Here is a 25206-nt window from a genome sequence, read left to right as displayed (position 1 = left end):
TGAATGCCGCCTTAACGGTCTGTAATCCACCTAGCGTCCCGGGTTCAATGTGTCCGGTCGGACACGGTTTTCAGCGCCGCCGGGACGATGTGGACGACGTGGTATTTATGCTCCTGCAGGTACCTCAAGAAGGCGGGCAGCATCTCGGCTGTCCGCATTTGCGGGTCATGCAGCAGTATAATTCCCTTGCGGTGGCCTTCGAGCCGCCCGGTGAGCAGCTTGAGTTCCTCCTCGGGGGTCATCTTGTTCCAATCGCTGGCCCAGAAATCGGCTCCGAACACCGCGATACCGCGCTTTTCCAGATGGTCCAGCAGGGCGGGTGTCGATTCGAAATAGGGGAACCGGAAGAATGGCGTGCTCGGGACCGTGCTTGCGGTGCCGCGCAGGGCCTTCTGGACCGCTTCGATCCCCCGGTTGATGTTCGCCTCGGCCTGATCCAGCGGGAGCTTGTTGAGATGCGGATGGTCCCAGCTGTGATAGCCGATGCTGTGGCCGAGGCGCGCGATCTTGCGGACCATATCGGGATGATCGGCCGCGTTGCGGCCGACCATGAAGAAGGTTGCCTGCACGCATTCGGCCGCCAGCGCCGTCAGCACCTTGTCGGTGACCCCCGGCGTCGGTCCGTCGTCGAAGGTCAGCACGACCTCGCCATCCCTGAGCGGCAGGGTCTGCGGAAAGCTCTTCAGCCCGACGCGCGGATAGGTCGCGGGGTCGACCTCGAGTACACGTGAGGTGCCGAGCGCGTCCTTGCGCTGGCATTCGGCGGCGTGCGCCGAGCCGAACAGTGCAACAGGCGCGAGCGCGACCAGCGCCGCGAAAGCCTTCCGGAGCGGTCGCGGTGCGCTCGACATCTTTCTCATTGCACTGGGCCCCACCGATTAGGTAATCCGTTCCGCACTCATCCAACCAGTTTTTCCCCTCCTGTCAAACCGGCGAAACACGGCATGGCCGAGAATTTCGACGTTGCCGAACCCGCCGAGGCCGATCCGCTGGCCCGGATGCCGATGCGGGACGAGGAGGGCGAGCTCCGCGGCGAATTCGTCGCGGCGATCACCCGGGCCATCCACGCCGCCGACCGGCCGTTGCTGTGCGAGGTGGTGGCGGAACTGCACGAGGCCGATCTCGGCGACCTGATCGTGGCGCTGGAGCCGGTCGACCGCGTCACCCTGGTCGAGATCACCGGCACCGATTTCGACTTCTCGGCGCTCAACGAGGTCGACGAGACGGTCCGCGAGGAGATCCTCGAGGAACTCGAGCCGGAGACGGTTGCCGAGGGCGTCCGCGAGCTCGAATCCGACGACGCCGTCGAGCTCCTGGAGAGCCTCGACGAGGAGGACCAGGAAGAGATCCTGGAAAAGCTGCCGGCGGCCGAGCGCGAGGACATCGAGCGGAGCCTGCTGTACCCGGAGAATTCCGCCGGCCGGCGGATGCAGACCGAGTTCATCGCGGTGCCGCCGGATTGGAATGTCGGGCAGGCGATCGACTATATGCGCGACACGCCGGATCTGCCGGATCGCTTCTACGAAATATATGTGGTCGATGCCGACAAGCACCTGCTGGGCGCGGTGCCGCTCGACGTGCTGCTGCGCACGCGCCGCCCGGTTCCGATCAAGGACCTGATCGACGAGGACCGCCGCCGGGTCTCCGCGCTGGAGGACCAGGAAGAGGTCGCGCGGATGTTCGGCAAGTACAACCTGGTCGCAGCTCCCGTGGTCGACACCATCGACCGGCTGGTCGGCGTGATCACCATCGACGACGTCGTCGACGTGATCGAGGAGGAGGCAGACGAAGACTTGAAGGCGCTCGGCGGCGTCACCAGCGACGAAGAGCTGTCCGACACGGTGTGGACCATCGCCCGCGGTCGCTTCAACTGGCTCCTAGTCAATCTCGCCACCGCGTTCCTGGCCTCGTCGGTGCTCGGTCTGTTCGAGGGCCAGCTCGAGAAGATGGTGGCGCTTGCGGTGCTGGCGCCGATCGTGGCGAGCCAGGGCGGCAATGCCGCGACCCAGACCATGACGGTCGCGGTGCGCGCGCTCGCCACCCGTGAGCTCGGCCCGTACAACGCGATGCGGGTGGTGCTGCGCGAGACCATGGTCGGGCTCGTCAACGGCATCGCCTTTGCCGTCATCACCGGCGTCGCCGCGGTGGCCTGGTTCAAGATCCCCGGCCTCGGCATCGTGATCGGGCTTGCGATCATCTGCAATCTGGTGGCCGGCGCGCTCGGCGGCATCCTGATCCCAATGGTGCTGGAACGGGTGCGGGCTGACCCCGCGGTCGCCTCCGGCACCTTCGTCACCACCGTCACCGACGTGGTCGGCTTCTTCTCCTTCCTCGGCATCGCCACGCTGTGGTTCGGCCTCAAGTAACGCGCTCGCGGGCAGGGCGGCGCATGGTCCGGGCGCGAGCCGCGCCGGGCCGCTTATCGTTAATCCGAACTTAACGCGCTTCATCGATGATGCCGCTATCTCCAAGGGGCCATCACGGGGGCCATCATGCAGCGGTTGCGGCTCAAGGCGGACGGACGGATCGTCGAATTGCGCGACGGGCAGGAAATCCCGCTCGTGCCCGCACATCCCGACCAGGCGGCGATGCAGCCTGCGGCAGCGCAGCCGGCCGTACGCGATCTGCGCCGCCGGGCCCAGCTCACCCAGCTCGAATTCGCCGCCAAGCTCGGCGTGCCGGTGGAAACCATCCGCAACTGGGAGCAGGGCAAGCGCGCGCCGCGTGGACCCGCCCGCGCGCTGCTCGCCGTGATCGCCCATTCGCCGGAGACGGTGTTCGCCGCGCTGTCGAGCGAGCCGACGGCGGCTTGAGCGGGTAGGGCGCGCTCTATCATCGCTGCAATCTCGGTGTCGTCCCTGCCTAGTGCGCAATTGCGCACGGGAGCAGGGACCCATACTCCGCGGCCCGTGTTGTGAACGGGACTCGTTCGTTCGACCGTCCCGCAACAATGCCGATCTGTGGTTATGGGTCCCTGCTTTCGCAGGGACGACAGCGAGCGTGTTGCGCGAGCTGTGAATCAAGCTTCCGCGTCCTCGCGACATGATCTGCCCGAGCTTGCTTTTTGTTCCGCCCTCTCTTGAACAGAGGGCGCAGGGAAAGCCGGGTGCCGATCGCACCCATGGGCCCCGAGCAAAAGGTAGAAAGCTCGGGGGTAGGACCACAGGTGTAACCGGAAACAACCCGGCTTTCCCTGCGCGATGGGTTACGGCTTATACGTGCTCTCCCCGGCGAGACTGGGCTTTTTTGTCGCCGCCCTCGCAAACGCTTGCGCACTTTGCGAGAGGACACCTGCCGCTAGGGCGTCAGGCCTGCACGATTTCGCCGTCCGCATCATGCGCACCCGTCAGTTGCGCTTGCCGCGTCCACCGCATCTCACCGCAACACCCGTGACGATGCGCAGCGCCCCTCGATCGGGTGAGACGCGTTATTCATACACTGAGTTGCGCTTCGGATAAAGCGAAATATTTTTGCTTCGGAGGCTTGACCTGTCGGGCAACTCAGTGATCGGCAATTTCCGGGCAGTCTTGCCGCGAGCGCCAATCCGCGTGACACGTCTGGCCATATCAGGCGTTCAAGCATCCATCACCCGCAGCACGGCTGTTTGGCTTTCGGTGCGCAGCAGAACTGCTGGTCCTGGAGCCATCGGTCGCGCGGCTTGCAGCTCGACGGACGCGCCGAGAGATAGACGCGGATCGCCGCGTCGCCGGCATCCATGCGTTCGGCGCGATAGATCTGCATCGGCCGAACACCGTCGCTCACCTCGAACGTCAGCCGGGCTTGCGGGTCGAAGCCGACGGCCTCGTCGACCTTGCGGATGATCGCAAGAAATTTTCCGGCCGGCATGTGACCGCGGTTTTCCTCCTCGATGTCCCAGAGCTGAATGAAGGTCTCGCTCCAGCTCTCCGGGTTCGCGCCGCAATCGAGCGCCCTGAACGAACCGGTCTTGACTTCGGTCACGTGGTAGCTGGGGCGGACGTCCCGGCCGTCGTAGCTGAAGATCAGCGGTTTCTCCTTGTGCGCCTCAAGGCCGGAAAGGAGGGCCGCGGATGACAGCTCTTCCACCGGAAGCAGGGCGCCGACGATCGAACGGGTATTGGCAAGCGTGTCCATGGCTGTTATCCTCATTTCAACGATTGTTGAATTGTAGGATTATCGAAAGATGGAGGAGCGTCAAGCCCGAACCGCCTTCGCCGCGTTGTCGCAGGAAACGCGGCTGCGGATCGTGCGGCTGCTGGTCCAGGCGGGTCCCGAGGGGATGGCCGCGGGGGCGATTGCGGAGGCGGTCGAGGTGTCGCCATCCAACGTGTCGTTCCATCTGAAGGACCTCGAGCACGCCGGCATGATCGTGCCGCGCCGCGAGGCGCGCTCGATCATCTACTCGGCGGATTTCACCGGTTTGCGTGACCTCATCGCCTTCCTGATGAAGGATTGCTGCGCGGGCCACCCGGAGATCTGCGCGCCGGCGCTCGCCGCCGCCCAGTGCAAGCCTTCCACCAGCAAGAAGAAGGCGCGTGCGTGATGCGCGATTTCGATCTGCCACGGCGCCTTGTGGCGGAATGTCTCGGCACGTTGCTTCTGGTCGCGACCGTCGTCGGCTCCGGCATCATGGCAGAAACCCTGACCAAGGACGTGGCCCTGGCGCTGCTCGGCAATACGCTGCCGACCGGTGCCATCCTGGTGGTGCTGATCACGATCCTTGGACCGATATCCGGCGCGCATTTCAATCCGGCGGTGACGCTAGTGTTCACGCTCAAGGGCGAGCTCCGCCCGCCGCACGCCGCGCAGTACGTCGCGGCGCAGGTGCTCGGGGGAGTCCTGGGTGCGATGATCGCGCATGCCATGTTCGGCCTGCCGCTCCTGAAGTTCTCCGCCAAGGCGAGGACCGGGTTCCCGCAGTGGTTTGCGGAATTCGTTGCCGCGTTCGGACTGGTTGCAACGATCATCGGTGGCGTGCGGTTTCGCGAGGCCGCTATCCCATGGCTGGTCGGGCTCTACATCACCGCCGCCTACTGGTTCACCGCCTCCACGTCTTTCGCCAACCCGGCCGTTGCCATCGCGCGATCATTCACCGATACGTTTTCCGGTATCCGCGCGCAGGACCTGCCGGGATTCATCGTCGCCGAGATTCTGGGGGCGATGGCCGCGCTGGCGCTGATGACGTGGCTCCTGCGGCAGAGCGAAACGAAGATGGAAGCAATCCGATGACGATCACGATTTACCACAATCCCGCTTGCGGGACGTCGCGCAACGCGCTGGCCATGATCCGCCAAAGCGGGGAGGAGCTGGAGATCGTCGAGTATCTCAAGACGCCGCCCGCGCGCGACACGCTGGTCTCCCTGATCAAGGCCATGGGCATGACGCCTCGCGCGCTGCTCCGCGAGAAAGGCACGCCTTATGCAGCGCTCGACCTTGCCAATCCGAAATGGAGCGACGACGAGTTGATCGATTTCATGATCGCGCATCCGATCCTGATCAATCGGCCGATCGTGGTCTCGCCGAACGGCGTGAAACTGTGCCGGCCGTCCGAGGCTGTGCTTGAACTTCTCGCCACTGACATTGGCCAATTCGTCAAGGAGGACGGAGAAGTGGTCCCGCCCAGGACGCCGGGTGCGCGCGCCGGATGAGCCGCCGTGCAGACAACGTCCTGATCGTTGCGCTCGGGACCACGCAAACCCTTGCCTGGGCGTCGAGCTATTATCTGCCCGCCATCCTCGCGGATCCGATCGCGCGGGACCTCGGTATCTCGACGAACTGGCTGTTCGCCGCGTTCTCGATGGCGCTCGTGATCTCCGGGCTGCTCGGCCCGCGCGTCGGCCGCCAGATCGACCGGATGGGCGGACGCGAAGTGCTCTGCGCGTCCAACCTCATCCTGGCGTCGGGGCTGATCCTGCTCGGGCTGTCGCAGGGCGGCGTGCTGATGGCGGTGAGCTGGCTATTGCTCGGCGTCGGCATGGGCCTTGGCCTGTATGATGCCGCCTTCGCGGCGCTCGGGCGCATTTACGGCAACGCCGCCCGTCGCTCCATCACCGGCATTACATTGATCGCGGGCTTTGCCAGCACGATCGGCTGGCCGCTGAGCGCGTGGGGGCTCGCAACCATCGGCTGGCGCTGGACCTGTTTCGGCTGGGCTGCGGCGCACATCCTGATCTGTTTGCCGCTCAACGGCCTCCTGATCCCCAAGCTGAAACGGGAGCATCGGATCGCGGCCGACACGCCGAAGCCGCACATTGCCATCGACCGCGCCATGGTGTTGCTCGCCTTTGCCTTCGCCGCCGCCTGGAGCGTGACGTCGGCGATGGCGGTTCATCTGCCGCGAATTCTGGAGTCGCTCGGTGCGACGCAGGCGCAGGCGATCGCGGCGGGCGCACTGATCGGCCCGGCGCAGGTGGCGGCACGCATTGTCGAAGCGAGCCTGCTGAAGCGCTTCCATCCGCTCTGGTCAGCGCGCCTGGCCTGCATCACACATCCCTTGGGCGCCTGCGTCATCGGCCTGTTCGGCGGTGGCTTCGCGGGGGTGTTCGCGCTGTTGCACGGTGCCGGAAACGGCATCCTGACCATCGCGCGCGGCACGCTGCCGCTGGCGATATTCGGTCCGAAGGATTACGGCTACCGCCTGGGACTGCTCGGCGCGCCGTCGCGACTGTCTCAAGCCCTCGCGCCCCTCATATTCGGATTCCTGATCTCGCCGCTCGGTGGCTACACGCTTGCGGTCACATCGGCTCTGAGCTTGGCCGCGCTGCTGGCGCTGTTCGCACTCAAGGCCGGGCCGAAGACCCCCTCGCGGTAGCATCACGCCCCTTCATCCGCCGGACCGTGTCGATGAACGCCTTGATGATTGGGGAATGGCCGCGTCCGCTGTGATGCGCGATGCTGTACTGGGTCTTGATGGTGCGGTCGCTGATCTCCAGCGCGCGCAGATTGGGATGCGGCACGAATTCGAAGTCGGCGACGACGCTAATGCCCAGGCCGCGCTCGACCGCCTTCCACACACCCTCGCGGCTCTCGATCTCGAACACCGGTTCGATCCTGATGCCCTCGGCCTGCATCGTCGCCTCGAACGCGCGCCGCGTGGTCGAGCCGCGCTCGCGCAGCACGATGGGCTGGTCGGCCAGCTCGCGCAGCCTGACCGACTTGCGCTTGAACCAGGGATGGTCGCGGTTGACGAACACGATCACGCGGTGCGTGCGGTAGGGGATCATGGTGACGCGCGGATCCTCCGGCACCTCCGCCAGGATCGCGACGTCGGCCTCGAAGTCGACGATGTGGCGGAAGGTGCGTTCGGAATTGCCGAGCAGGGTCGAGATCTGCACCTCCGGATGATCGCGCTTGAACGCCGCGATGATCTCGGTGGCATGAAACGGCCCGACGGTCGCGACCCGCAGATGGCCCTTGGTCGCCTTGCCGTGCGCGGCCAGGAGGTCGTGAGCCTCGTCGCAGAACGTCATGATGCCGCGGGTGATCTCGAACAGCGCGGCGCCGGCCTCGGTGAGCTCGGTATGCCGCGGCTTCCGAATCAAAAGCTCGACGCCGTAGCTCTCCTCCAGCTCCTTGACCTGGATGGTCAATGTCGGCTGGCCGACGTTGAGCACGCGCGAGGCCGCGGTGAAGCCGCCATGGGTGGCGACCGCGTGGAAGGCGCGAAGCTGGCTGAACACTATTGACATAATCAATAGAACGCATCCGTAGAATGAATTTGTCAATAGCAGCCGGCGCCGTACCTTCGCGCCAAACGGAGGACGCGCGGATGGACTGGACTTATTCCAACCCGGTGAGGATCGAATTCGGAGCCGACAGCTTCGACAAGCTGCCGGGGCTGATCGGCAAGCGCGCCTACGCGCTCGTGACCTATGGCGAGCCGATCTTCGACGAGCTCGAGCGGCGGCTGCGCGCCGCGGCGGGACCGTCTGTCCTGACCATTCGCGACGTCGCGCCCAATCCGGACTACCGCCTGCTTACCGAGCAGACCGCGCGCTTTGCCGGGCCCGCGAGGCAGCCCGAGGTGATCGTCGCGCTCGGCGGCGGCTCGGTGATCGACTCCGCCAAGGTGTTCGCGGCCGCCGGCGGCGACTTCGCGACCGTCAAAACCTATCTGGAGACGCAGCAGGGTGCCGAGCGCCTCGCGGCGATCCCGATCATCGCGGTGCCGACCACCGCGGGCACCGGCAGCGAGGTGACCTGCTGGGGCACGGTGTGGGACGAGGCCAACGGCAAGAAATACTCGCTGGCGCGTCCGTCGCTCTATCCGACCCATGCCGTGATCGATCCGCGCCTGATGCTCGGCAAGCCGCAGCTTCTGACCGTCAGCACCGGGCTCGACGCGCTGTCGCATGCGCTGGAGAGCATCTGGAACGTCAACAACAATCCGGTGTCGGCCAACCACGCGGTGGCCGCGGCACGCAGCATCCTCGAGGTGCTGCCGAAGCTCGCCAACGACCTCGGCAATCTCGAGCTGCGCAGCCGCATGGCGCTGGCGGCGCTGTTCGCGGGCCTGGCATTCTCCAACACCAAGACCGCGATCGCGCATTCGCTGTCCTATCCGATTACGCTGCGGCACGGCGTCCAGCACGGCATCGCCTGCTCGTTCTCGCTGCCGATGGTGCTGCGCAGCGTCAAAGGGGCGGGCGGGCTCTGCGAGGACAGCTTGAGGCAGATCTTCGGCGCCGACCTGGCCCGCGCGGCCGACGATCTCGAGGACTTCATGGCGCGGCTCGGCATCTCCTGCAATCCGGCCGCCTACAGGATCGAGCGCGCCGAATGGCACGCGCTGATCGCGGACTCGCTGGAGGGCGAGCGCGGCCGCAACTTCTTAGGGTCAAAGGAACGGCTGATCGAGGCAGCGCAGACGCAGCGGATGCCGAGCGCGGCGAACGCGTGACGACGGCGCAGTGACGAGGAGAGGCATCATGCAAGACAATCGTAAAACCATCACCGTGAACGGGCGCGACTACGAGGCGCCGACGCGGCCAACCGTCGTGATTTGCCTCGACGGTTCGGAGCCCGGCTATATCGAGCGGGCGATCGAGGCCGGCGTCGCGCCGACCTTCGCGCGCTTCATGAAGGAGGGCGCGCACGTCCATGCCGCCAGCGTGATCCCGAGCTTCACCAATCCGAACAACCTCTCGATCATCACCGGACGTCCGCCCGCGGTGCACGGCATCGCCGGCAACTACTTCTACGACACGGCGAACAACGCCGAAGTCATGATGAACGATCCGAAGTTCCTGCGCGCACCGACCATCCTCGCCGGTGTCCACGACGCCGGCTACAAGGTAGCCGCCGTCACCGCCAAGGACAAGCTGCGCACCTTGCTTGCGTACGGTCTGGACTATTCCAGCGGCCGCGCCATCGCCTTCTCGTCCGAGAAGGCCGACCAGGCCACCAGGGCGGCGAACGGCATCGATGATGTGCTCGATTTCGTCGGCCTGCCGCTGCCCGAGGTCTACTCGGCCGATCTGTCGCGCTTCGTGTTCGCGGCCGGCGTCAAGCTGGTCGAGCGTTACCGTCCCGATCTGATGTACCTGTCGACCACCGACTACATCCAGCACAAGGTCGGGCTCGGCACCAAGATCGCCAACGACTTCTACGCGATGATCGACGGCTATCTTGCGAAGCTGGATGCGCTCGGCTGCAACATCGTGGCGACCGCCGACCACGGCATGAACGACAAGTTCCTGCCCGACGGCAAGCCCGACGTGATCTACCTCCAGGACGTCATGGACGACTGGACCGGTACGGGCGCCGCACGCGTGATCCTGCCGATCACCGATCCCTATGTCGCGCATCACGGCTCGCTCGGCTCGTTCGCGACGATCTACACGCCGGAGGGCGCCAACGTCGACACGCTGCTGTCGCGGCTGCGTGCGACCGGCGGCATCGAGGTCGCGCTGACGCGCAAGGAGGCCTGCGCCAGGTTCGAGCTGCCGCCGGACCGGATCGGCGACATCGTCGTGATCTCGACCAGGCACAAGGTGCTCGGCACCAGCGAGTCCCGTCACGATCTCTCGGGCCTGACCGAGCCGCTGCGCTCGCATGGCGGGCTCACCGAGGAGCGGGTGCCGCTGATCGCCAACCGCAGGATCGCGCTGCCCGCCGGTCACGCCCTGCGCAATTTCGACGCCTTCGACGTCGCGCTCAACCGCATCCAGTGACGCATTCGGACCCCAAGGACAGTGCCATGAACATCCAGAGCCCGGCCGTTCGCCACGAGCAGATGCGGATCGCAGGCAGCCTCGTCGACACCGACGAGCATGTCGAGGTCTTCAATCCCTATACCAACAAGGTGGTTGGCACCGTGCCGGCGGCGCGGCCGGAGCATGTGCGCAGCGCCTTCGCCAGGGCGGCCGCGTTCAAGCCGAAGCTGACGCGCTACGAGCGCCAGCGCATCCTGCTGCGCACCGCCGAGATCCTGGCCGGGCGCAAGGAGGAATTCGCGCGGCTCATCACCGCCGAGTCCGGCCTGTGCTGGAAGGATTCGCTCTACGAGGCCGGGCGCGCCTATGACGTCTATTCGTTTGCCGGCCAGCTCGCGATCAAGGACGACGGCGAGACGTTCTCCTGCGACATCAGCCCGCAGGGCAAGGCGCGCAAGATCTTCACGACGCGCACCCCGCTGCTCGGCGCGATCTCGGCGATCACGCCGTTCAACCATCCGCTCAACATGGTGAGCCACAAGATCGCCCCCGCAATCGCGACCAACAACCGCGTGGTGCTGAAACCCACCGAGCTTACGCCGTTGACCGCGCTCGCGCTCGCCGACGTGCTGTACGAGGCCGGGCTGCCGCCGGAAATGCTGTCGGTGGTGACCGGCAATCCGCATTCGATGGGCGATGCGATGATCACCGATCCGGACGCCGATCTCGTGACCTTCACCGGCTCGGTCAGGGTCGGCAAGCACATCGCCAATAAAGCGGGCTACAAGCGCCTGGTGCTCGAGCTCGGCGGCAACGATCCGCTGATCGTGATGGAGGACGCCGACCTCGACAAGGCGGCCGAGCTCGCGGTGACCGGCGCCACCAAGAATTCCGGCCAGCGCTGCACGGCCGTGAAACGTATCCTCTGCGTCGAGGCGGTCGCCGACGATTTCGCCGCGTTGGTGCTGACGAAGGCGCGCAAGCTGAAATGCGGCGACCCGATGGACCCGACGGTCGACGTCGGCACCGTGATCCATGAGGGCGCGGCGAAGGAATTCGAGCGCCGCGTCAATGCCGCCGTCGCCGACGGCGCCGAGCTGCTGCACGGCAACGCTCGCGACGGCGCGCTCTATCCGCCAACCGTGGTCGACCGGATTCCCTACACCAGCGAGCTGGTGATGCAGGAGACGTTCGGGCCTGTGATCCCGATCATCCGCGTGCCCAACGACATCGACAGCGTGATCCGGATCTCGAACGCGACCGCGTTCGGCCTGTCATCCGGCGTCTGCACCAACCGGCTCGACTACATCACGCGGTTCGTCAATGAGCTCGACGTCGGCACCGTCAACATCTGGGAAGTGCCGGGCTACCGGATCGAGATGTCGCCGTTCGGCGGGATCAAGGATTCCGGCCTTGGCTACAAGGAAGGCGTGCAGGAGGCGATCAAGAGCTTCACCAACGTCAAGACCTATTCGCTGCCCTGGCCGGTCTAGAGCAGCGCGTTCGACGAGGGCCGCACGCGGACAACAAGAACAACGCGGCGGCCGACTGCGATCAACCAAACAAAGGGGAGGCCTCAATGTCGATCACGTTCAGTCCGTCGGGCGTCGGCTCGGTCGGAGTCCAGAATCCGGAGCTTGCGACATCGTTCCGCCGCGCGCAGTGGCGGATGCTGTTCGCGGCGATGTTCTGCTATCTGTTCTTCTACACCGGGCGGCAAACCTTCGGCTTCGCCATTCCCGGCATCCAGGCCGAGTTCGGCGTCACCAAGGAGGCGCTGGGCTGGGCCAGCGCGGCGCTGCTCTGGTGCTACGCGGTCGGGCAGGCGATCAACGGCAATCTCGGCGACAAGTTCGGCGGCCGGCGCGTGATGAGCGCCGGCGCGATCCTCTCCTTCATCATGAACTGGGCCACCAGCCTCTCGACCGGGATCGTCAGCCTCACCGCGTTCTGGGGCATCAACGGCTATTTCCAGTCGATGGGCTGGGCGCCGGGCAGCCGGCTGCTGTCGAACTGGTGGGGCCGCCACGAGCGCGGCACGGTCTACGGGCTCTATACATTCGCGGCGGGGCTTGCCTCGGTGCTGTCGTTCGTCACCTCGCTGGTCGTGGTCGGCTACTTCCAGCTCGACTGGCGCTGGATCTTCCGCATCCCGGTGGTGCTGCTGCTGCTCGGCGGCATCGCGTTCTATCTGATCGCGCGCGAGAAGCCCGAGGACATGGGCTTTGCCTCGCCGCATGACGAGGCCGACGATGTCGCCTCTGCGGAAACTGCGGTCAGCGCCGATGAGGGCTCGCTGGCGCGCTACAAGGCGGTGCTGTCGAACTGGCGTCTTTTGGTCGCCGGCGTCGCGATCGGCTTCCAGAACGCGGCGCGTTACGGCCTCTTGGTGTGGGTGCCCGTGCACTTCCTCGGCAGCAACTGGGCCAAGGCCGGCGCCGCCTCGGTGATCGATCCGCGCTGGATCAGCATCGCGCTGCCGGTCGGCATGGCGGTCGGCGCGTTCAGCAATGGCTGGGTCTCCGACAAGGTGTTCGGCTCGCGCCGTTACCTCGCCATCGTGCTCTACATGGCGCTCGCCGCGGTCACCTCGCTGTGCATGTACGCGATCCCGACTTCGGACATCGTTCTCGGGATGACGGTGCTGTTCCTGTGCGGCTTCTTCACCTACGGCCCGCAATCCTCGTTCTGGGCGCTGTGCCCGGATCTGGTCGGCCACAAGCGGGCAGGGACCGCGACCGGGGTGATGAATTTCTTCGCCTATCTGTTCGCAGGTCTCGGCGAGCCGATGATCGGCCACTTCATGGACAAGCATAACCAGACGTCGCTGGTGTTCCTGGTGGTCGCTGTCTGCGCGACCTCCAGCGCGGTGGTGGCGGCCTTCATCCGTCGCTAGCTCACTCACTGCGTCCCGGGCAACGGCCCCGGGGGCGCCGCTGTCCGTGCCTACGTAGCCCGAATGAGCGAAGCGATATCCGGGGCTGGTTTTGTCCCCGCATGTCGCTTCGCTCATGCGGGCTACGCTCCTTTTTGCAGTGAGCAGAGCACCGAGGCGGGCGATTGTTGCAGCGGCGACGCCGGGCCAATTCCCTGCAATCGCCTGCCTCGCGCGGCTGACCTGACGCCCAATTCCTGATCATCGGCTGCTCAATTGAAGCGCAAGATTGATAAAATATCGATTTATATCAATGAAATATATTGAATTGCATGCAGAATACAAAATGTGCTTGTCGGTTTGGCCGCCTTGAAGCAGACTTCGCGCAGGGCAGGAGAGGCCAGCGACCGTCAAGGACGAGGGGCGCGGCTGGGCAAAACAATCTGTCGGGAGGAGCGAGCAATGAGCGATCAGGTGTCCACCATCGCAATGGCAGATGCGGCAAAGCCTTCAGGCGTGCGCTGGAAGATTTTCCTGCTGATGCTGTTCCTGATCTCGATCAACTATATCGATCGCGCCTCGCTCTCGGTCGCGATGCCGGTCATCGCCAAGGAGTTCGATATCGATCCGGCGATGCAGGGCCTGATCCTGAGCTCGTTCTTCTGGACCTATGCGCTGATGCAGGTGCCGGGCGGCATGCTCGCCGATCGCTTCAAGCCGCGCATCGTGATCGCGCTCGCGACGCTGTTCTGGGGCTTCTTCCAGGCGCTGGCGGCGCTGTCGACCAGCTGGATGCTGCTGCTGCTGACCCGGCTCGGGCTCGGCGCGTCGGAAGCGCCGATCTATCCGGCCGGCGGCAAGCTCAACGCGATCTGGATGACGCAGACCGAGCGCGGCCGCGGCGCCACCTTGCTGGACGGCGGCGCACCGCTTGGTGCGGCGCTCGGCTCGATCGTGATCGCCTGGTTGATGGCGGCGTTCAGCTCCTGGCGCGTCGCCTTCGTCATCGCCGGCGTCGGCACCATGCTGTGCGGGCTGTGGGCCTGGTACTACATCCGCAACGTGCCGCGCGAGCATCCGTCGGTCAATGAAGCCGAGGCGCGCTATCTCGAGGAGGCGCACGCGATCGAGGATGCGGCGACGCCGCCGTCTTCGGGCGCAAGCTGGATGGCGTATTTCCGGTTTCGCTCGGTGTGGTGCATGTGCCTCGGCTGGATGTTCTTCAACACCACGTTCTACGGGCTGCTGACCTGGATGCCGACCTACCTGTTCAAGGTGCACGGCTTCGACATCAAGGCGCTGGGCGGCGCGTCCTTCATCATCTTCTTCGCAGGCTTCGTCGGCGAACTGGTCGGCGGCTGGATCGGCGATAACTGGCGGGAGCGGGGAGGGTCGCCTAACACCGTGTTCCGCACGCTGTTCGGCATCGCGGCGATCATGGCGACGGTGTCGATCTTCCTCGTCGCCTACGTCACCAACGCGGTTGCGGTCGTGGTGCTGCTGTCGACGACGCTGTTCTTCCTGCGCTGGTGCGGCATGTACTGGGCGATTCCGTCGGCGCTGGCGGGCCGCGGCAAGTCCGGCTTCCTCGGCGGCTGCATGAATCTCGGCGGCAACATCGCCGGCATCACGACGCCGCTGATCGTCGGCTTCATCGTGCAGGCCACCGGCTCCTATTTCCTGGCCCTGATGTATTTCGCCGCCGCGGGCATTGCGCTGTTGATCTGCTCGACCCTGATCGATTACAGCCGCAAGCTCCCGGTCTAAAACGGATGCGGCCGAATCCGCCAAGGATTCGGCCGCTTGATGAGGCTCACCAATGACACGTCCCGTCCGGCTCGGCATGCTGACGCCGTCGTCGAATACCGCGCTTGAGCCGATCACCTGCGCGATGCTATCGGGCGTCGACGACGTCTCGGCGCATTTCTCGCGCTTCAAGGTGACCGAGATCGCGCTGTCGGAGCAGGCGCTGCGCCAGTTCGACGCCAGCGAGATTCTTCGCGCGGCCGAGCTGCTGGCGCATGCCAAGGTCGACGTCATCGCCTGGAATGGCACCTCGGCAAGCTGGCTCGGTTTCGACCGCGACGAGAGCCTGTGCGAAGAGATCACGGCGGCAACGGGTATCAAGGCCTGTACCACGGTGCTGGCCTATCGCGACGTGTTGCGGCGGATCGGCGCCAGCCGCATCGGGCTGGTGACGCCGTATCGCAAGGACGTGCAGGAGCGGATCGTCGCCAACTGGAATTCGCAGGGGCTGCACTGTTTTGCCGAGCGGCATCTGTCGCTGCAGGACAATTTCTCCTTTGCCGAGGTCAGCGAGGCCGAGGTCGCGCGGCTGATCGAGGAGGTGGTGCGCGAGGGCTGCGATGCCGCCGTCGTGCTCTGTACCAACATGCGCGGCGCCGGCGCGGCCGAGCGGCTGGAGCGCGGATTTGGCGTCCCGGTGCTGGATTCGATTGCGGTGACACTGTGGGCATGCCTTGCCGCGGCCGGCTGCGATCCGTCGCGCGTGCAGGGCTGGGGCAGCCTGTTCTCGAACCCCGATCTGCGCGCGGCCGCCGCGATCCACGTGGGAGGGCGCGATCTCCAATCATGACAGTGAAGGCAAGCGGTGACTGAACCCAAGGCGACCAGACGTAACAAGGAACCCAAGCGCGCGATGACCGCGCTGCAACGGCGCCGTCTGCGCGTGCCGCGGGTTGGGCTGCACGAGCAGGCGGCGACGCGGCTGCGCACCATGATCGTGCGCGGCGAGCTGGCGCCGGGGCAATCGCTGGGGGAGGCGGACCTCTCCGACGCGCTCGGCGTCTCGCGCACGCCGCTGCGCGAGGCGCTGAAGCAATTGGCGAGCGAGGGCCTGGTCGAGCTGCGGCTCAACCACAGCGCCGTGGTGGCGCCGTTCCGCCGCGCCGAGCTCGCCGAACTGTTCGAGGCCGTCAGCGGCATCGAACGCTGCGCCGCCGAGCTCGCCGCGCTGCGCATGGAGCCGGACGACTTCGAACGGCTCGCGGCGCTGCAGGACAAGATCGAATGGCATCACGGCCGCGGCGAGCTGCGCGATTATTTTCAAGTTAATCAGCAGATCCATTCGGCGATCGTCGGCTTCGCCCGCAATGCCGTGTTGAAGGCGACGCACGAGGCGCTGCTGGCGCGGGCCGAGCGGGCGCGCTTCTTCGCGCTGTCGGTGCTCAGCCGCTGGGATGAATCGGTGCAAGAGCATCAGGAGATTTTGTCGGCGCTGAAGGCGCGTGATGCGGCCCGGGCCGGGCAGATACTGGCCCACCACGTGCGCCGCACCGGCGAGATCGTCGCCGAGACGCTGGATGCCAAGGCAATGAACGACAAGGCGGACGACGCCGCGGCACCGGAGGCACCGGCAAGGCCACGCGGCCGCAAGACGAGGGACGTTGCGCCATGAAGATCCTGCTGCTCAATCCCAACACGACGGCTGATGTGACGGATCTGCTCCATGCCGCCGGCAGCAAGGCGGCGTCGGCCGGCACCGAGCTCGTGCCGCTCACCGCCGCGCGCGGCGTGCCTTATATCGCCACCCGCGCCGAGGCCCAGATCGGTGGTGCGATCGCGCTGGAGATGCTGGCCGAAGCCGGCCCCGGCGTCGATGCCGCTGTCATCGCGGCGTTCGGCGATCCCGGCCTGTTCGGCGCGCGTGAGCTGTTCGCCTTCCCCGTCGTGGGATTGGCCGAAGCTGCGATGCTCACGGCCTGCATGCTCGGCCGCCGGTTTGGTATCGTCACCTTCGCCGGCGCGCTGGCGCCCTGGTACGAGGAATGCGTCGCCATGCACGGGCTGAGCTCGCGCTGCGCCGGCATTCGCACGCTTGACGGTCATTTCCAGTCGATCTCGGAGGTGCAGGCCGAGAAGGAGGAGCTGCTGGTCGCGCTCGCCAACCGTGCGGTCGATCAGGACAACGCCGACGTCGTCATTCTGTCGGGCGCACCGCTTGCTGGACTCGCGGCAAAAATCCGCGACCGCATTCCGGTGCCGGTGGTCGATCCGGTCGCGGCGGCGGTGCGGCAGGCGGAGACGCTCGCCGTGCTCAAGCCGCGCAAGGCGGTGGCCGGCACCTTCCGCCGTCCCGATCCGAAGCCGACGCGCGGGCTGGCCGAGCCACTCGCCGCAATCATCGAACACCGCTCACCGAAGGAGGGAACAAACTGATGTCCTTCGACACCATTATCCGCGGCGGCACCGTGGTGACCGCGGCCGACACCTTCGCCTGCGACGTCGGTATCCGCGGCGGCAAGATCACGGCGCTCGGCCATGATCTCGGCGATGCAGTCACGATCATCGACGCCACCGACCGCCTGGTGCTGCCCGGCGGCATCGACAGCCATGTCCACTTCGCCCAGCCGTCCGGCGACGGCATCGTAATGGCCGACGGTTTTGCCAGCGGCACGCGATCGGCGGCCTTCGGCGGCAACACCACCGTGCTGCCGTTCTGTCTGCAGGAGAAGGGCCAGACCCTGCGCGAGGCGCTGAAGCATTACCATTCGCTGGCCGAAGGCGAGTGCCATGTCGACGTCGCCTTCCATCTCATCCTCACCGATCCGACCGAGCATGTGCTGGGCCAGGAGCTGCCGGCCCTGGTCGAGGACGGCTACACCTCGCTCAAGGTCTTCATGACCTATGAAGGCCTCGCGCTGTCGGACCGGGAGTTGCTCGAGACCATGTCGGTCGCGCGCGAGACCGGCGCCATGCTGATGGTGCATGCGGAGAATTTCGACGCCATCCGCTTCCTGACCGACCGGCTCGAACGGACCGGTAACACCGCGCCGCGCTTCCATGCGACTTCGCGGCCGATCCCGGTCGAGCGCGAGGCCACCCATCGCGCGATCTCGCTGTCCGAGCTCGTCGACGTGCCGATCATGATCGTGCATGTCTCGAACCGCGAGGCGATGGACGAAATCCGGCGCGCGCAGCAAAGGGGCTTGCGGGTCATGGGCGAGACCTGTCCGCAATACCTCATGCTGACCGAAAAGGATCTCGATCAGCTCAACATGGAAGGCGCAAAATACGTCTGCTCGCCCCCGCCGCGCGACGTCGCCAGCCAGCAGGCCTGCTGGGAAGGTCTGCAGCAGAAGGTGTTTTCGGTGTTTTCGTCGGACCATTGTCCGTTCCGTTACGACGACCCGCAGGGCAAGCTTGCGCCGAAGGGACGTACCAGCTTCCGCTGGGTGCCAAACGGAATCCCGGGCGTGGCGACGCGGCTGCCGATCCTGTTCTCCGAAGGCGTGGTGAAGGGGCGGATCGACCTCAACAGCTTCGTCGCCTTCAGCGCCACCAACCATGCCAAGATCTACGGCCTCTATCCGCGCAAGGGTACGATCGCGGTCGGCTCGGATGCCGACATCGCGCTGTGGGACCCGAAGCGCAAGGTGACGATCCGTCACGAGTTGATCCACGACGGCGCGGACTACACGCCCTATGAGGGGCTCGAGGTCACGGGCTGGCCGGTGCTGACCATGGTGCGCGGCAAGGTCGTCGTCGATAACGGTACGCTCATTGGCGGCAAGGACCACGGCACCTATCTGCCCCGCGCCAAGCCGCCGAAGGCCATTCCGTAACGCGACCAAATCCGTAACAAGCAAAGAGAGAAGGCAGGAGATCAACATGCCCTATGCTGTGACAGACGACGGAGTGCGGCTCTATTTCGAGGAGACCGGATCGGGGCATCCGGTGATCCTGGTTCACGAGTTCGCCGGCGACTTGCGCAGCTACGAGCCGCAGATGCGGCACTTCGGCAAGCGCTTCCGGACCATCGCCTACAATGCGCGCGGCTTTCCGCCGTCGGATGTGCCGGAGCAGGTCTCGTCCTATTCGCAGGCGCGCGCCGCCGACGATATCCTGGCGGTGCTCGATCATATCGGCGCGCCGAAGGCGCATATCGTCGGTCTGTCGATGGGCGGCTTTGCGACGCTGCATTTCGGATTACGTCACCCTGATCGGGCGCTGTCGCTATGCATCGGTGGCTGCGGCTACGGCGCCGAGCTCGATAAGCGCGAGACGTTTCGCGCCGAGGCCGACGTGATCGCGGGCATGATCCGCAAGGAGGGCATGCCGACCTTCGCCGAGCGCTACGCCTACGGGCCGACCCGCGTGCAGTACGAGAACAAGGACCCGCGCGGCCATGCCGAGTTCAAGGCCATGCTGGCCGAGCATTCGGCGGTGGGATCGGCCAACACCCAGCAGGGCATACAGAAGGAGCGCCCTTCGCTCTACACGCTGGTCGACGAGATGAAGCGGATCAAGGTGCCGACGCTGATCATCACCGGCGACGAGGATTGGCCTTGCCTGCTGCCGGGCATCCTGATGAAGCAGAGCATCCCGTCTGCCGCGCTCGCGGTGATGCCGAACTGCGGCCACGCCATCAACATCGAGGAGCCCGACGAATACAACCGGATCGTCGGCGAATTCCTGGCGCAGGTCGAGAGCGGCCGCTGGCCGCAGCGCGATCCGCGCGCGGTCAGTGCTTCGATCACGGGAATGAAGGGGTAGGCTTCACGCCGAGTTGAATCGCGGCCTTCATCCGCCACCAGACCAAGCATCCGCGCTTTTCGGGACACATCCCCGGAAGGCGCGGATTTTTTTCGGGCGTGAGCAAGCCGCGACAGCCGGCGGTGCACAACCTGTTCGCATGATTGCTGGCTGCTGCAGTCATCTCCAACGCGATCCGTTCAATTCCATGTCTTGTGACCGAAACCGCGTCCACAGATAGCCGATCGCGTGAGACGGAAGAGGAGGGCGTCTGTCATGCGCGCAAAGATTGGTCCCCCGATATCTGCAACCGATGCGGACATGAGCGCGCATCATCGTTCGTCGCATTCATTCGACCGACACAGCGCTGTCATCGGTGGTGGATAACTTGTCGCAGGTCGACGTCATAAATCCTTAAAAATAAAAAGGGGCACTACGGTGAAAGCCAAATTTCTTTCGACGGTCGGAGTCTGTCTGGTTGCTGCCGCTGCGGTGATGTGCAGCGCCGCCGCTCAGGACGACAACAAGGGCAATAACGGCCACGATCATCATCCGCACGACATCCACACCCAAACGCCGATCAAGCATCTCGTCGTCATCTTCAACGAGAACCGCTCGTTCGATCACTACTTCGCAACCTACCCGGTTGCGACCAACCCGACCGGCTCGATTCCGTTCACGGCGAAGCCGCATACGCCGAAGGTCAACAATCTCGCCAGCGCCAATCTGTTGACCAATAACCCGAACACCAATCCGGCCAACGGCACCGGCGCAACCAATCCGTTCCGCCTCGACCGCACCCAGGCCAACACCAAGTCGCAGAACCACGCCTACACGCCCGAGCAGCAGGCAGTCGACAACGGCAAGGAAGACCTGTTTCCGAAATTCACCGGTCGCGGCACCGCCGGCGGCGTCGGCGCGTTCGGCACCAACGGGCAGGTGATGGGCTATTTCGACGGCAACACCGTCACCGCGTTCTGGAATTATGCCCAGAACTTCGCGATGAGCGACAACAGCTGGACCGACACCTTTGGTCCGTCGACGCCCGGCGCGCTCGAGGTGATCTCCGGCCAGACCAACGGCGCGCAGAACATCGTCGGCTCGTCATCTTCGATCGCCGACGGCCAGGGCGGCCTGACGCTGATCGGTGATACCGACCCTGCCTACGATGCCTGCTCTAGCACGACCAGCCAGGTCCTGATGACCAGCAAGAACATCGGCGACCTGCTCAATGCCGAGCAGATTAGCTGGGGCAGCTTCATGGGCGGCTTCGACCTGACGCTCAAGAACAGCAACGGCACCACCAACTGCGGCCGCAGCACGTTCTCGAGCAACGTCAACGGCACCGTCGTGGACTACATCCCGCACCACGCCTGGTTCCAGTATTACAAGTCGACCGCCAACCCGAGCCATGCGCGGCCGAGCTCGGTGAATGCGGTCGGACACACCTATGTGCCCGGCAGCAAGACGCTCGATCCGGCCAATCACGCCTACGATCTCGAGGACTTCTATGCTTCGGTGAAGGCCGGCAACTTCCCGGCCGTCTCCTACATCAAGATGCCGGCCTATCAGGACGGTCATCCCGGCAACTCCGATCCGCTCGATGAGCAGGCCGGCAATGTCGAGCTGATCAACTTCCTGCAGAAGCAGAAGGAGTGGGGCGAGACCGCCGTCATCATCACCTATGACGACTCCGACGGCTGGTACGACCACCAGTACCTTGCACCGATCAGCGCCTCGTATGATCCCACCGCCGACCAGGTCAACGGTCCCGGCCAGTGCGGTCGCGGTATCGGCAGGCAGACGCCGCCGAACGGCCTCAACGGCCAGCCGGTAAACGGCCGCTGCGGTCCCGGTACGCGTGTCCCGTTCCTGGTGATCTCGCCCTTCGCCAAGCGGAATTACGTCAGCCACACCCGCATCTCGCAGGCCTCCGTCGTTCGCTTCATCGAGGACAACTGGCTGCACGGCCAGCGTCTCGGCGGCGGCTCGTTCGACGACAACGTCGAATCGATCGCCGACATGTTCGACTTCGAGCGCGGCCACGGCCAGGACCACGAGTACCGGCAGGACACGCTGTTTCTCGATCCGACCGCCGGCACCGTCATCGTCAGCGCGCCGGACGATCACCATCACCACTAACGCCCTTCGGTTCTGATCCAATCAGAACCGAAGCTCTGCCCTGACGCGTTCTGCTCGCGCGAACTGGTCTACAGTTCGCGCGAAAACGCTTAACGACACTGGATCTGATATGAATGGCCGCACCTTGTGGCTTCTCGGCGCCTGCCTGCTGTGCATGGCCGGCGCCGTTGCGGCCGTCGAGACGCAGGGACTTCCGGGGACCAATCCGAACCCGGTGCAGCTCAGGCGTCCGCCTGTTGCTCCGCTGTCCGCCATGGCGCAGCTCGGCCAGAAGATTTTTTTCGACGCGTCGCTGTCCTCGTCGGGCGCATTGTCATGCGCGTCCTGTCACAGTCCGGACCACGCTTACGGGCCACCCAATGATGGGCCGGTGATGCTCGGCGGGCCCGCGCAATCCCGGCAAGGGACACGCGCCGTGCCGGGCCTGACCTATCTCGAGCGGCAGCCGAATTTCAGCATCGGGCCGGAAAAGGACGAAGACGACAATGTCGTCGACTTCGCGCAACTGGCCGCGCTCGGCCAGCAGGCTCCGCGCGCCAAGAAGGTCGCGACCGGGACTGCCGCGTCGGCGGTCAACATCGTGCCGCAGGGCGGACTGTTCTGGGACGGCCGCGCCGATACGCTGCAGGACCAGGCGATCTTCCCGCTGCTTGATCCCAACGAGATGGACGGCGGCAGCACCGAAATCGTGGCGCAGAAGCTGCGCCAGGCGAGCTACGCGCCGCGCTTCGCCGAGCTGTTCGGCGCCGGTGTCTTCGACAATTCGCGGCTGCTGGTCGCGGAGGCGATGTTTGCCGTCGCGCGCTATCAGGTTGAGGAGCCGAGCTTCCATCCCTACACCAGCAAGTTCGACTACTGGCTGGAGGGCAGGGCGCGATTGAACGAGAGCGAATTGCGCGGCCTGCAATTGTTCAACGATCCGGACAAGGCCAATTGCGGCGGCTGCCATACGTCGCAGCCCACCCGGGACGGTCTGCCGCCGCTGTTCACCGATCACCAATATGAGGCGCTCGGTGCGCCGCGCAACGCCGCGCTCGCCGGCAACCGCGATCCCGACCATTTCGATCTCGGGGTCTGCGGTCCCTACCGCACCGACATTGCCGAGCAGACGCAATATTGCGGGATGTTTCTGACGCCGACCTTGCGCAACGCGGCAACGCGTCGCGTGTTCTTTCACAACGGCGTCTTCATCAGCCTCGAGCAGGTGCTCGACTTCTATAACTTCCGCGATACCAATCCGGAGAAGGTCTTTCCGCGCGGCGCCGACGGCACGGTGCGCAAGTACGATGACCTGCCGGAAAAATATCACGGCAATGTCGACGTCAGCGATCCGCCGTTCGAGCGCCATCTCGGCGACACGCCGGCGATGACGGCGCAGGACGAGGCCGACATTATCGCCTTCCTGAAGACGCTAACCGACGGCTACCAGCCGGAGCGGTGAGACGTCGCGACGTTCCATCGCGGAACCGAACCGCGAGTTGGCAGGGCTTCGTCATGCGCGCATAATGGGCGCATGAATGTCGTCGAAGGCAACGGTGCCAGAATCCCGGCAATCGGGCTCGGCACATGGGAGCTGCGCGGGCGGACCTGCGCACGCATCGTCGAGCAGGCGTTGCGGCTCGGCTATCGCCACATCGACACCGCCCAGATCTATGACAATGAGCGCGAAGTCGGCGAGGGGCTGCGTGCCTCCGGCATCAAGCGCGACGACGTGTTCGTCACCACCAAGGTCTGGACCACGCATTTCATGGCCAAGGATCTCGAGCGGTCGGCGAAGGAGAGCCTGGCGCGGCTGCGCCTGACCGAGGTCGATCTGTTGCTGCTGCACTGGCCCAATGCACAGGTGCCGCTTGCCGAGACGCTCGGCGCGCTGGCGCGGGTCAGGCAGGCGGGCCTGGCGCGGCATATCGGCGTCTCCAACTTCAAAGTGGCGCTGATCAAGGAGGCGGTGGCGGCATGTCCCGAACCGCTCGCCTGCGACCAGGTCGAGTACCATCCTTATCTCGACCAGGCCGATGTGATCGAGGCCTGTCGACGCCACGGCATGGCGTTCGTTGCCTACAGCCCGATCGCGAAGGGACGGGTCAAGGGCGACCGCGCGCTCGCGCGGATCGGCGACCGCTATCGCAAGACCGCGGCCCAGGTCAGCCTGCGCTGGCTGGTGCAGCAGAATGTCTCCGCGATCCCGCGCACCTCGAAGCTCGAGCGCCTTCAGGAGAACATCGACATCTTCGATTTCGAGCTGTCGGTTGACGACATGCGCGAGATCTCGGCGATCGGGAGCGCTGACGCGCGATGATGGGCCCGCGACGCATGGGGTCTTTGCCTGAGCATCAAGTCTTGGAAAGCATCAAGTTTTGGAAAAATGGCTGGGTCCTGATCCGGATCATGCTAATGCCCCGCTGGCCGATTGCGGCTTTGGACCGAATGGGGATTGAGGCAGGCGGGTTCCGGCCGGTATTGTAGCCCGGCGGGGAGAGACGTCACTGATGTGATCGAGTGGGATGAAGTTTCGGCCAAACGCGGATCTGATGGCGTCGGTGTTCGTGCACCTGATGCTGCTCGCGCTGATTTTCCTTTATTCGGAGGTCCATCAATTCGATCCCGTCGCCGCTGACACGGTGCCGGTCGAGATCGTGACGCCGCAGGAGGTCGCCAAGTCCGAGGTCGAGACCAAGCCCGAGCCGGCACCGAGCCCTTCGCCGACGCCCGAGTTGCGGTTGCCGTCGCTCGACAAGACGGTGGATTCGGCCAAGCCCGAACCATCGGCGCAGGCGCCCGCGCCGCAGAAGCAGCAGGCCGCGCCGCAGCCGCCGGAGAAGCAGGCGACGCCGCCGGCGCCCAAGCCCAGCCCGGCACCGCAACGTGCCGCGGCCGAGCCGCCGCCCACGCCGGCACAGCAAACGCCACCGATGCCCCAGCCAGCGGCGCAGCAACAGGCGGCAGCGTCGCCGCCTGCCTATGCGCAGCCCGAGCCTGATCTTTCGGTAAAATACAACGTCATGCTCGGCCTGCCGCCCGATATCTCCGTGAAACCGCCAGCCAGCGCGCCGTCCGGCCCCGGACCCGGCAAGGACAATTTCGACGCGGCCGCCACCGAGCAGGCCGATGTCGGCTCGAGCGTGGTTGCCGAATTCCGCCGTCACCTGAAGACCTGCCTGAAGCTCCCGCCGACGCTGAGTGCGGGCGACGACGTGAAGATCAAGCTCAGGGTGTTCATGAAGCCTGACGGCAAGCTCGCCGCGTCACCCTTGCTGATCGAAGCCACCGCCTCGGAAAAGGGGCCGCTGTTGCTGAAGAGCGCGACCGATGCGCTGCAGGCCTGCCAGCCCTATGCGATGCTGCCGCGGGATCGCTATGGCGAATGGAAGGTGCTCGACCTCGATTTCAGCCCGCGCGATTTCGCGTCGTAGACCAGGGACGAGCGGCGCACTCGGCCTCGCCCCGCGTGCGGGGAGAGGCCGGATTGCATCGCCAGATGCAATCCGGGTGAGGGGGAGTCTCCGCGAACGCGTCTCTCTCCGTCGATGCGGAAACAGCCCCTCACCCCAACCCTCTCCC

23 protein-coding genes are annotated in these 25206 nt (G+C 65.3%); 20 read left to right on the top strand and 3 right to left on the bottom strand.

Annotated elements, in window-relative coordinates; all coding sequences use genetic code 11:
* Positions 1 to 44: 44 nt before the first annotated feature.
* On the bottom strand, positions 45 to 860 hold the full coding sequence (locus ACZBJS_RS01055) for a polysaccharide deacetylase family protein (RefSeq protein ID WP_057020842.1): 816 nt from the start codon (positions 858 to 860) through the stop codon (positions 45 to 47).
* A gap of 84 nt (positions 861 to 944) precedes the next feature.
* Between ACZBJS_RS01055 and mgtE the strand changes: the two genes are divergently transcribed.
* On the top strand, positions 945 to 2366 hold the full coding sequence (gene mgtE / locus ACZBJS_RS01050) for a magnesium transporter (protein WP_076831207.1): 1422 nt from the start codon (positions 945 to 947) through the stop codon (positions 2364 to 2366).
* Positions 2367 to 2492: 126 nt separating this feature from the next.
* On the top strand, positions 2493 to 2813 hold the full coding sequence (locus tag ACZBJS_RS01045; protein ID WP_028343385.1) for a helix-turn-helix domain-containing protein: 321 nt from the start codon (positions 2493 to 2495) through the stop codon (positions 2811 to 2813).
* Positions 2814 to 3585: 772 nt separating this feature from the next.
* On the opposite strand, the gene ACZBJS_RS01040 is transcribed toward ACZBJS_RS01045, so the two are convergent.
* On the bottom strand, positions 3586 to 4113 hold the full coding sequence (locus ACZBJS_RS01040; protein WP_076831204.1) for a DUF6428 family protein: 528 nt from the start codon (positions 4111 to 4113) through the stop codon (positions 3586 to 3588).
* 49 nt (positions 4114 to 4162) lie between these two features.
* Here ACZBJS_RS01040 and ACZBJS_RS01035 point away from each other — a divergent pair, with 49 nt between their 5' ends.
* From ACZBJS_RS01035 to ACZBJS_RS01020, 4 genes are read left to right on the top strand one after another with little or no spacing between them, the layout of a single operon-like run.
* Positions 4163 to 4522 carry an ArsR/SmtB family transcription factor gene (locus ACZBJS_RS01035; RefSeq protein ID WP_057020839.1) on the top strand — a complete coding sequence of 120 codons (360 nt, stop codon included), beginning with the start codon at positions 4163 to 4165 and terminating at the stop codon, positions 4520 to 4522.
* Positions 4522 to 5208, top strand: a complete 687-nt coding sequence (locus ACZBJS_RS01030; RefSeq protein ID WP_463438288.1) for an aquaporin — start codon at positions 4522 to 4524, stop codon at positions 5206 to 5208. The genes ACZBJS_RS01035 and ACZBJS_RS01030 overlap by 1 nt, the downstream gene beginning before the upstream one ends.
* Positions 5205 to 5627 (top strand): arsenate reductase (glutaredoxin), encoded by a 423-nt coding sequence (gene arsC / locus ACZBJS_RS01025; protein ID WP_316395082.1) that lies wholly within the window; start codon positions 5205 to 5207, stop codon positions 5625 to 5627. Before ACZBJS_RS01030 ends, arsC begins: the two co-directional genes overlap by 4 nt.
* On the top strand, positions 5624 to 6790 hold the full coding sequence (locus ACZBJS_RS01020; protein WP_316395081.1) for an MFS transporter: 1167 nt from the start codon (positions 5624 to 5626) through the stop codon (positions 6788 to 6790). The genes arsC and ACZBJS_RS01020 overlap by 4 nt, the downstream gene beginning before the upstream one ends.
* Here the strand turns inward: ACZBJS_RS01020 and ACZBJS_RS01015 are convergent.
* Positions 6759 to 7667, bottom strand: a complete 909-nt coding sequence (locus tag ACZBJS_RS01015; RefSeq protein WP_057020835.1) for a LysR substrate-binding domain-containing protein — start codon at positions 7665 to 7667, stop codon at positions 6759 to 6761. The genes ACZBJS_RS01020 and ACZBJS_RS01015 overlap by 32 nt on opposite strands.
* Positions 7668 to 7747: 80 nt before the next feature.
* Here ACZBJS_RS01015 and psrA point away from each other — a divergent pair, with 80 nt between their 5' ends.
* The 14 genes from psrA to ACZBJS_RS00945 all read left to right on the top strand — a co-directional run bounded on the left by psrA (position 7748) and on the right by ACZBJS_RS00945 (position 25058).
* Positions 7748 to 8878 carry an iron-containing alcohol dehydrogenase PsrA gene (gene psrA, locus ACZBJS_RS01010; RefSeq protein ID WP_316395079.1) on the top strand — a complete coding sequence of 377 codons (1131 nt, stop codon included), beginning with the start codon at positions 7748 to 7750 and terminating at the stop codon, positions 8876 to 8878.
* Between the two features lie 25 nt (positions 8879 to 8903).
* On the top strand, positions 8904 to 10151 hold the full coding sequence (phnA, locus tag ACZBJS_RS01005) for a phosphonoacetate hydrolase (protein WP_371852169.1): 1248 nt from the start codon (positions 8904 to 8906) through the stop codon (positions 10149 to 10151).
* Positions 10152 to 10177: 26 nt separating this feature from the next.
* Positions 10178 to 11626 carry a phosphonoacetaldehyde dehydrogenase gene (phnY, locus tag ACZBJS_RS01000; RefSeq protein WP_316395077.1) on the top strand — a complete coding sequence of 483 codons (1449 nt, stop codon included), beginning with the start codon at positions 10178 to 10180 and terminating at the stop codon, positions 11624 to 11626.
* A gap of 86 nt (positions 11627 to 11712) precedes the next feature.
* On the top strand, positions 11713 to 13029 hold the full coding sequence (locus ACZBJS_RS00995) for an MFS transporter (protein ID WP_141342698.1): 1317 nt from the start codon (positions 11713 to 11715) through the stop codon (positions 13027 to 13029).
* Between the two features lie 441 nt (positions 13030 to 13470).
* Entirely contained in the window at positions 13471 to 14775 is a 1305-nt protein-coding gene (locus ACZBJS_RS00990) for an MFS transporter (RefSeq protein WP_057020831.1), read from the top strand.
* A gap of 52 nt (positions 14776 to 14827) precedes the next feature.
* Positions 14828 to 15604, top strand: coding sequence for a maleate cis-trans isomerase family protein (locus ACZBJS_RS00985; protein WP_076834556.1), 777 nt, complete (start codon positions 14828 to 14830; stop codon positions 15602 to 15604).
* A gap of 15 nt (positions 15605 to 15619) precedes the next feature.
* Entirely contained in the window at positions 15620 to 16426 is an 807-nt protein-coding gene (locus ACZBJS_RS00980) for a GntR family transcriptional regulator (RefSeq protein WP_463438265.1), read from the top strand.
* A complete protein-coding gene (locus ACZBJS_RS00975; protein ID WP_316395072.1) occupies positions 16423 to 17187 on the top strand; it encodes an aspartate/glutamate racemase family protein in 765 nt (254 codons plus the stop codon). Before ACZBJS_RS00980 ends, ACZBJS_RS00975 begins: the two co-directional genes overlap by 4 nt.
* Entirely contained in the window at positions 17187 to 18593 is a 1407-nt protein-coding gene (gene hydA / locus ACZBJS_RS00970) for a dihydropyrimidinase (protein WP_316395070.1), read from the top strand. Before ACZBJS_RS00975 ends, hydA begins: the two co-directional genes overlap by 1 nt.
* Before the next feature lie 46 nt (positions 18594 to 18639).
* Complete coding sequence (locus tag ACZBJS_RS00965) at positions 18640 to 19524, top strand: alpha/beta fold hydrolase (protein WP_076834551.1); 885 nt, start codon at positions 18640 to 18642, stop codon at positions 19522 to 19524.
* A 474-nt stretch (positions 19525 to 19998) separates the two neighbouring features.
* A complete protein-coding gene (locus ACZBJS_RS00960; protein WP_256521415.1) occupies positions 19999 to 21645 on the top strand; it encodes a phospholipase C in 1647 nt (548 codons plus the stop codon).
* A 109-nt stretch (positions 21646 to 21754) separates the two neighbouring features.
* Entirely contained in the window at positions 21755 to 23086 is a 1332-nt protein-coding gene (locus ACZBJS_RS00955; protein ID WP_316395069.1) for a cytochrome-c peroxidase, read from the top strand.
* Between the two features lie 72 nt (positions 23087 to 23158).
* Positions 23159 to 23944 carry an aldo/keto reductase gene (locus ACZBJS_RS00950; protein ID WP_316395068.1) on the top strand — a complete coding sequence of 262 codons (786 nt, stop codon included), beginning with the start codon at positions 23159 to 23161 and terminating at the stop codon, positions 23942 to 23944.
* A gap of 205 nt (positions 23945 to 24149) precedes the next feature.
* Positions 24150 to 25058 carry a hypothetical protein gene (locus ACZBJS_RS00945; RefSeq protein WP_316395066.1) on the top strand — a complete coding sequence of 303 codons (909 nt, stop codon included), beginning with the start codon at positions 24150 to 24152 and terminating at the stop codon, positions 25056 to 25058.
* The last annotated feature ends 148 nt before the right edge of the window (positions 25059 to 25206 follow it).

The organism is Bradyrhizobium sp. KZN70725 (assembly GCF_055264925.1).
This window is presented reverse-complemented; position numbering and strand designations above follow the sequence as displayed.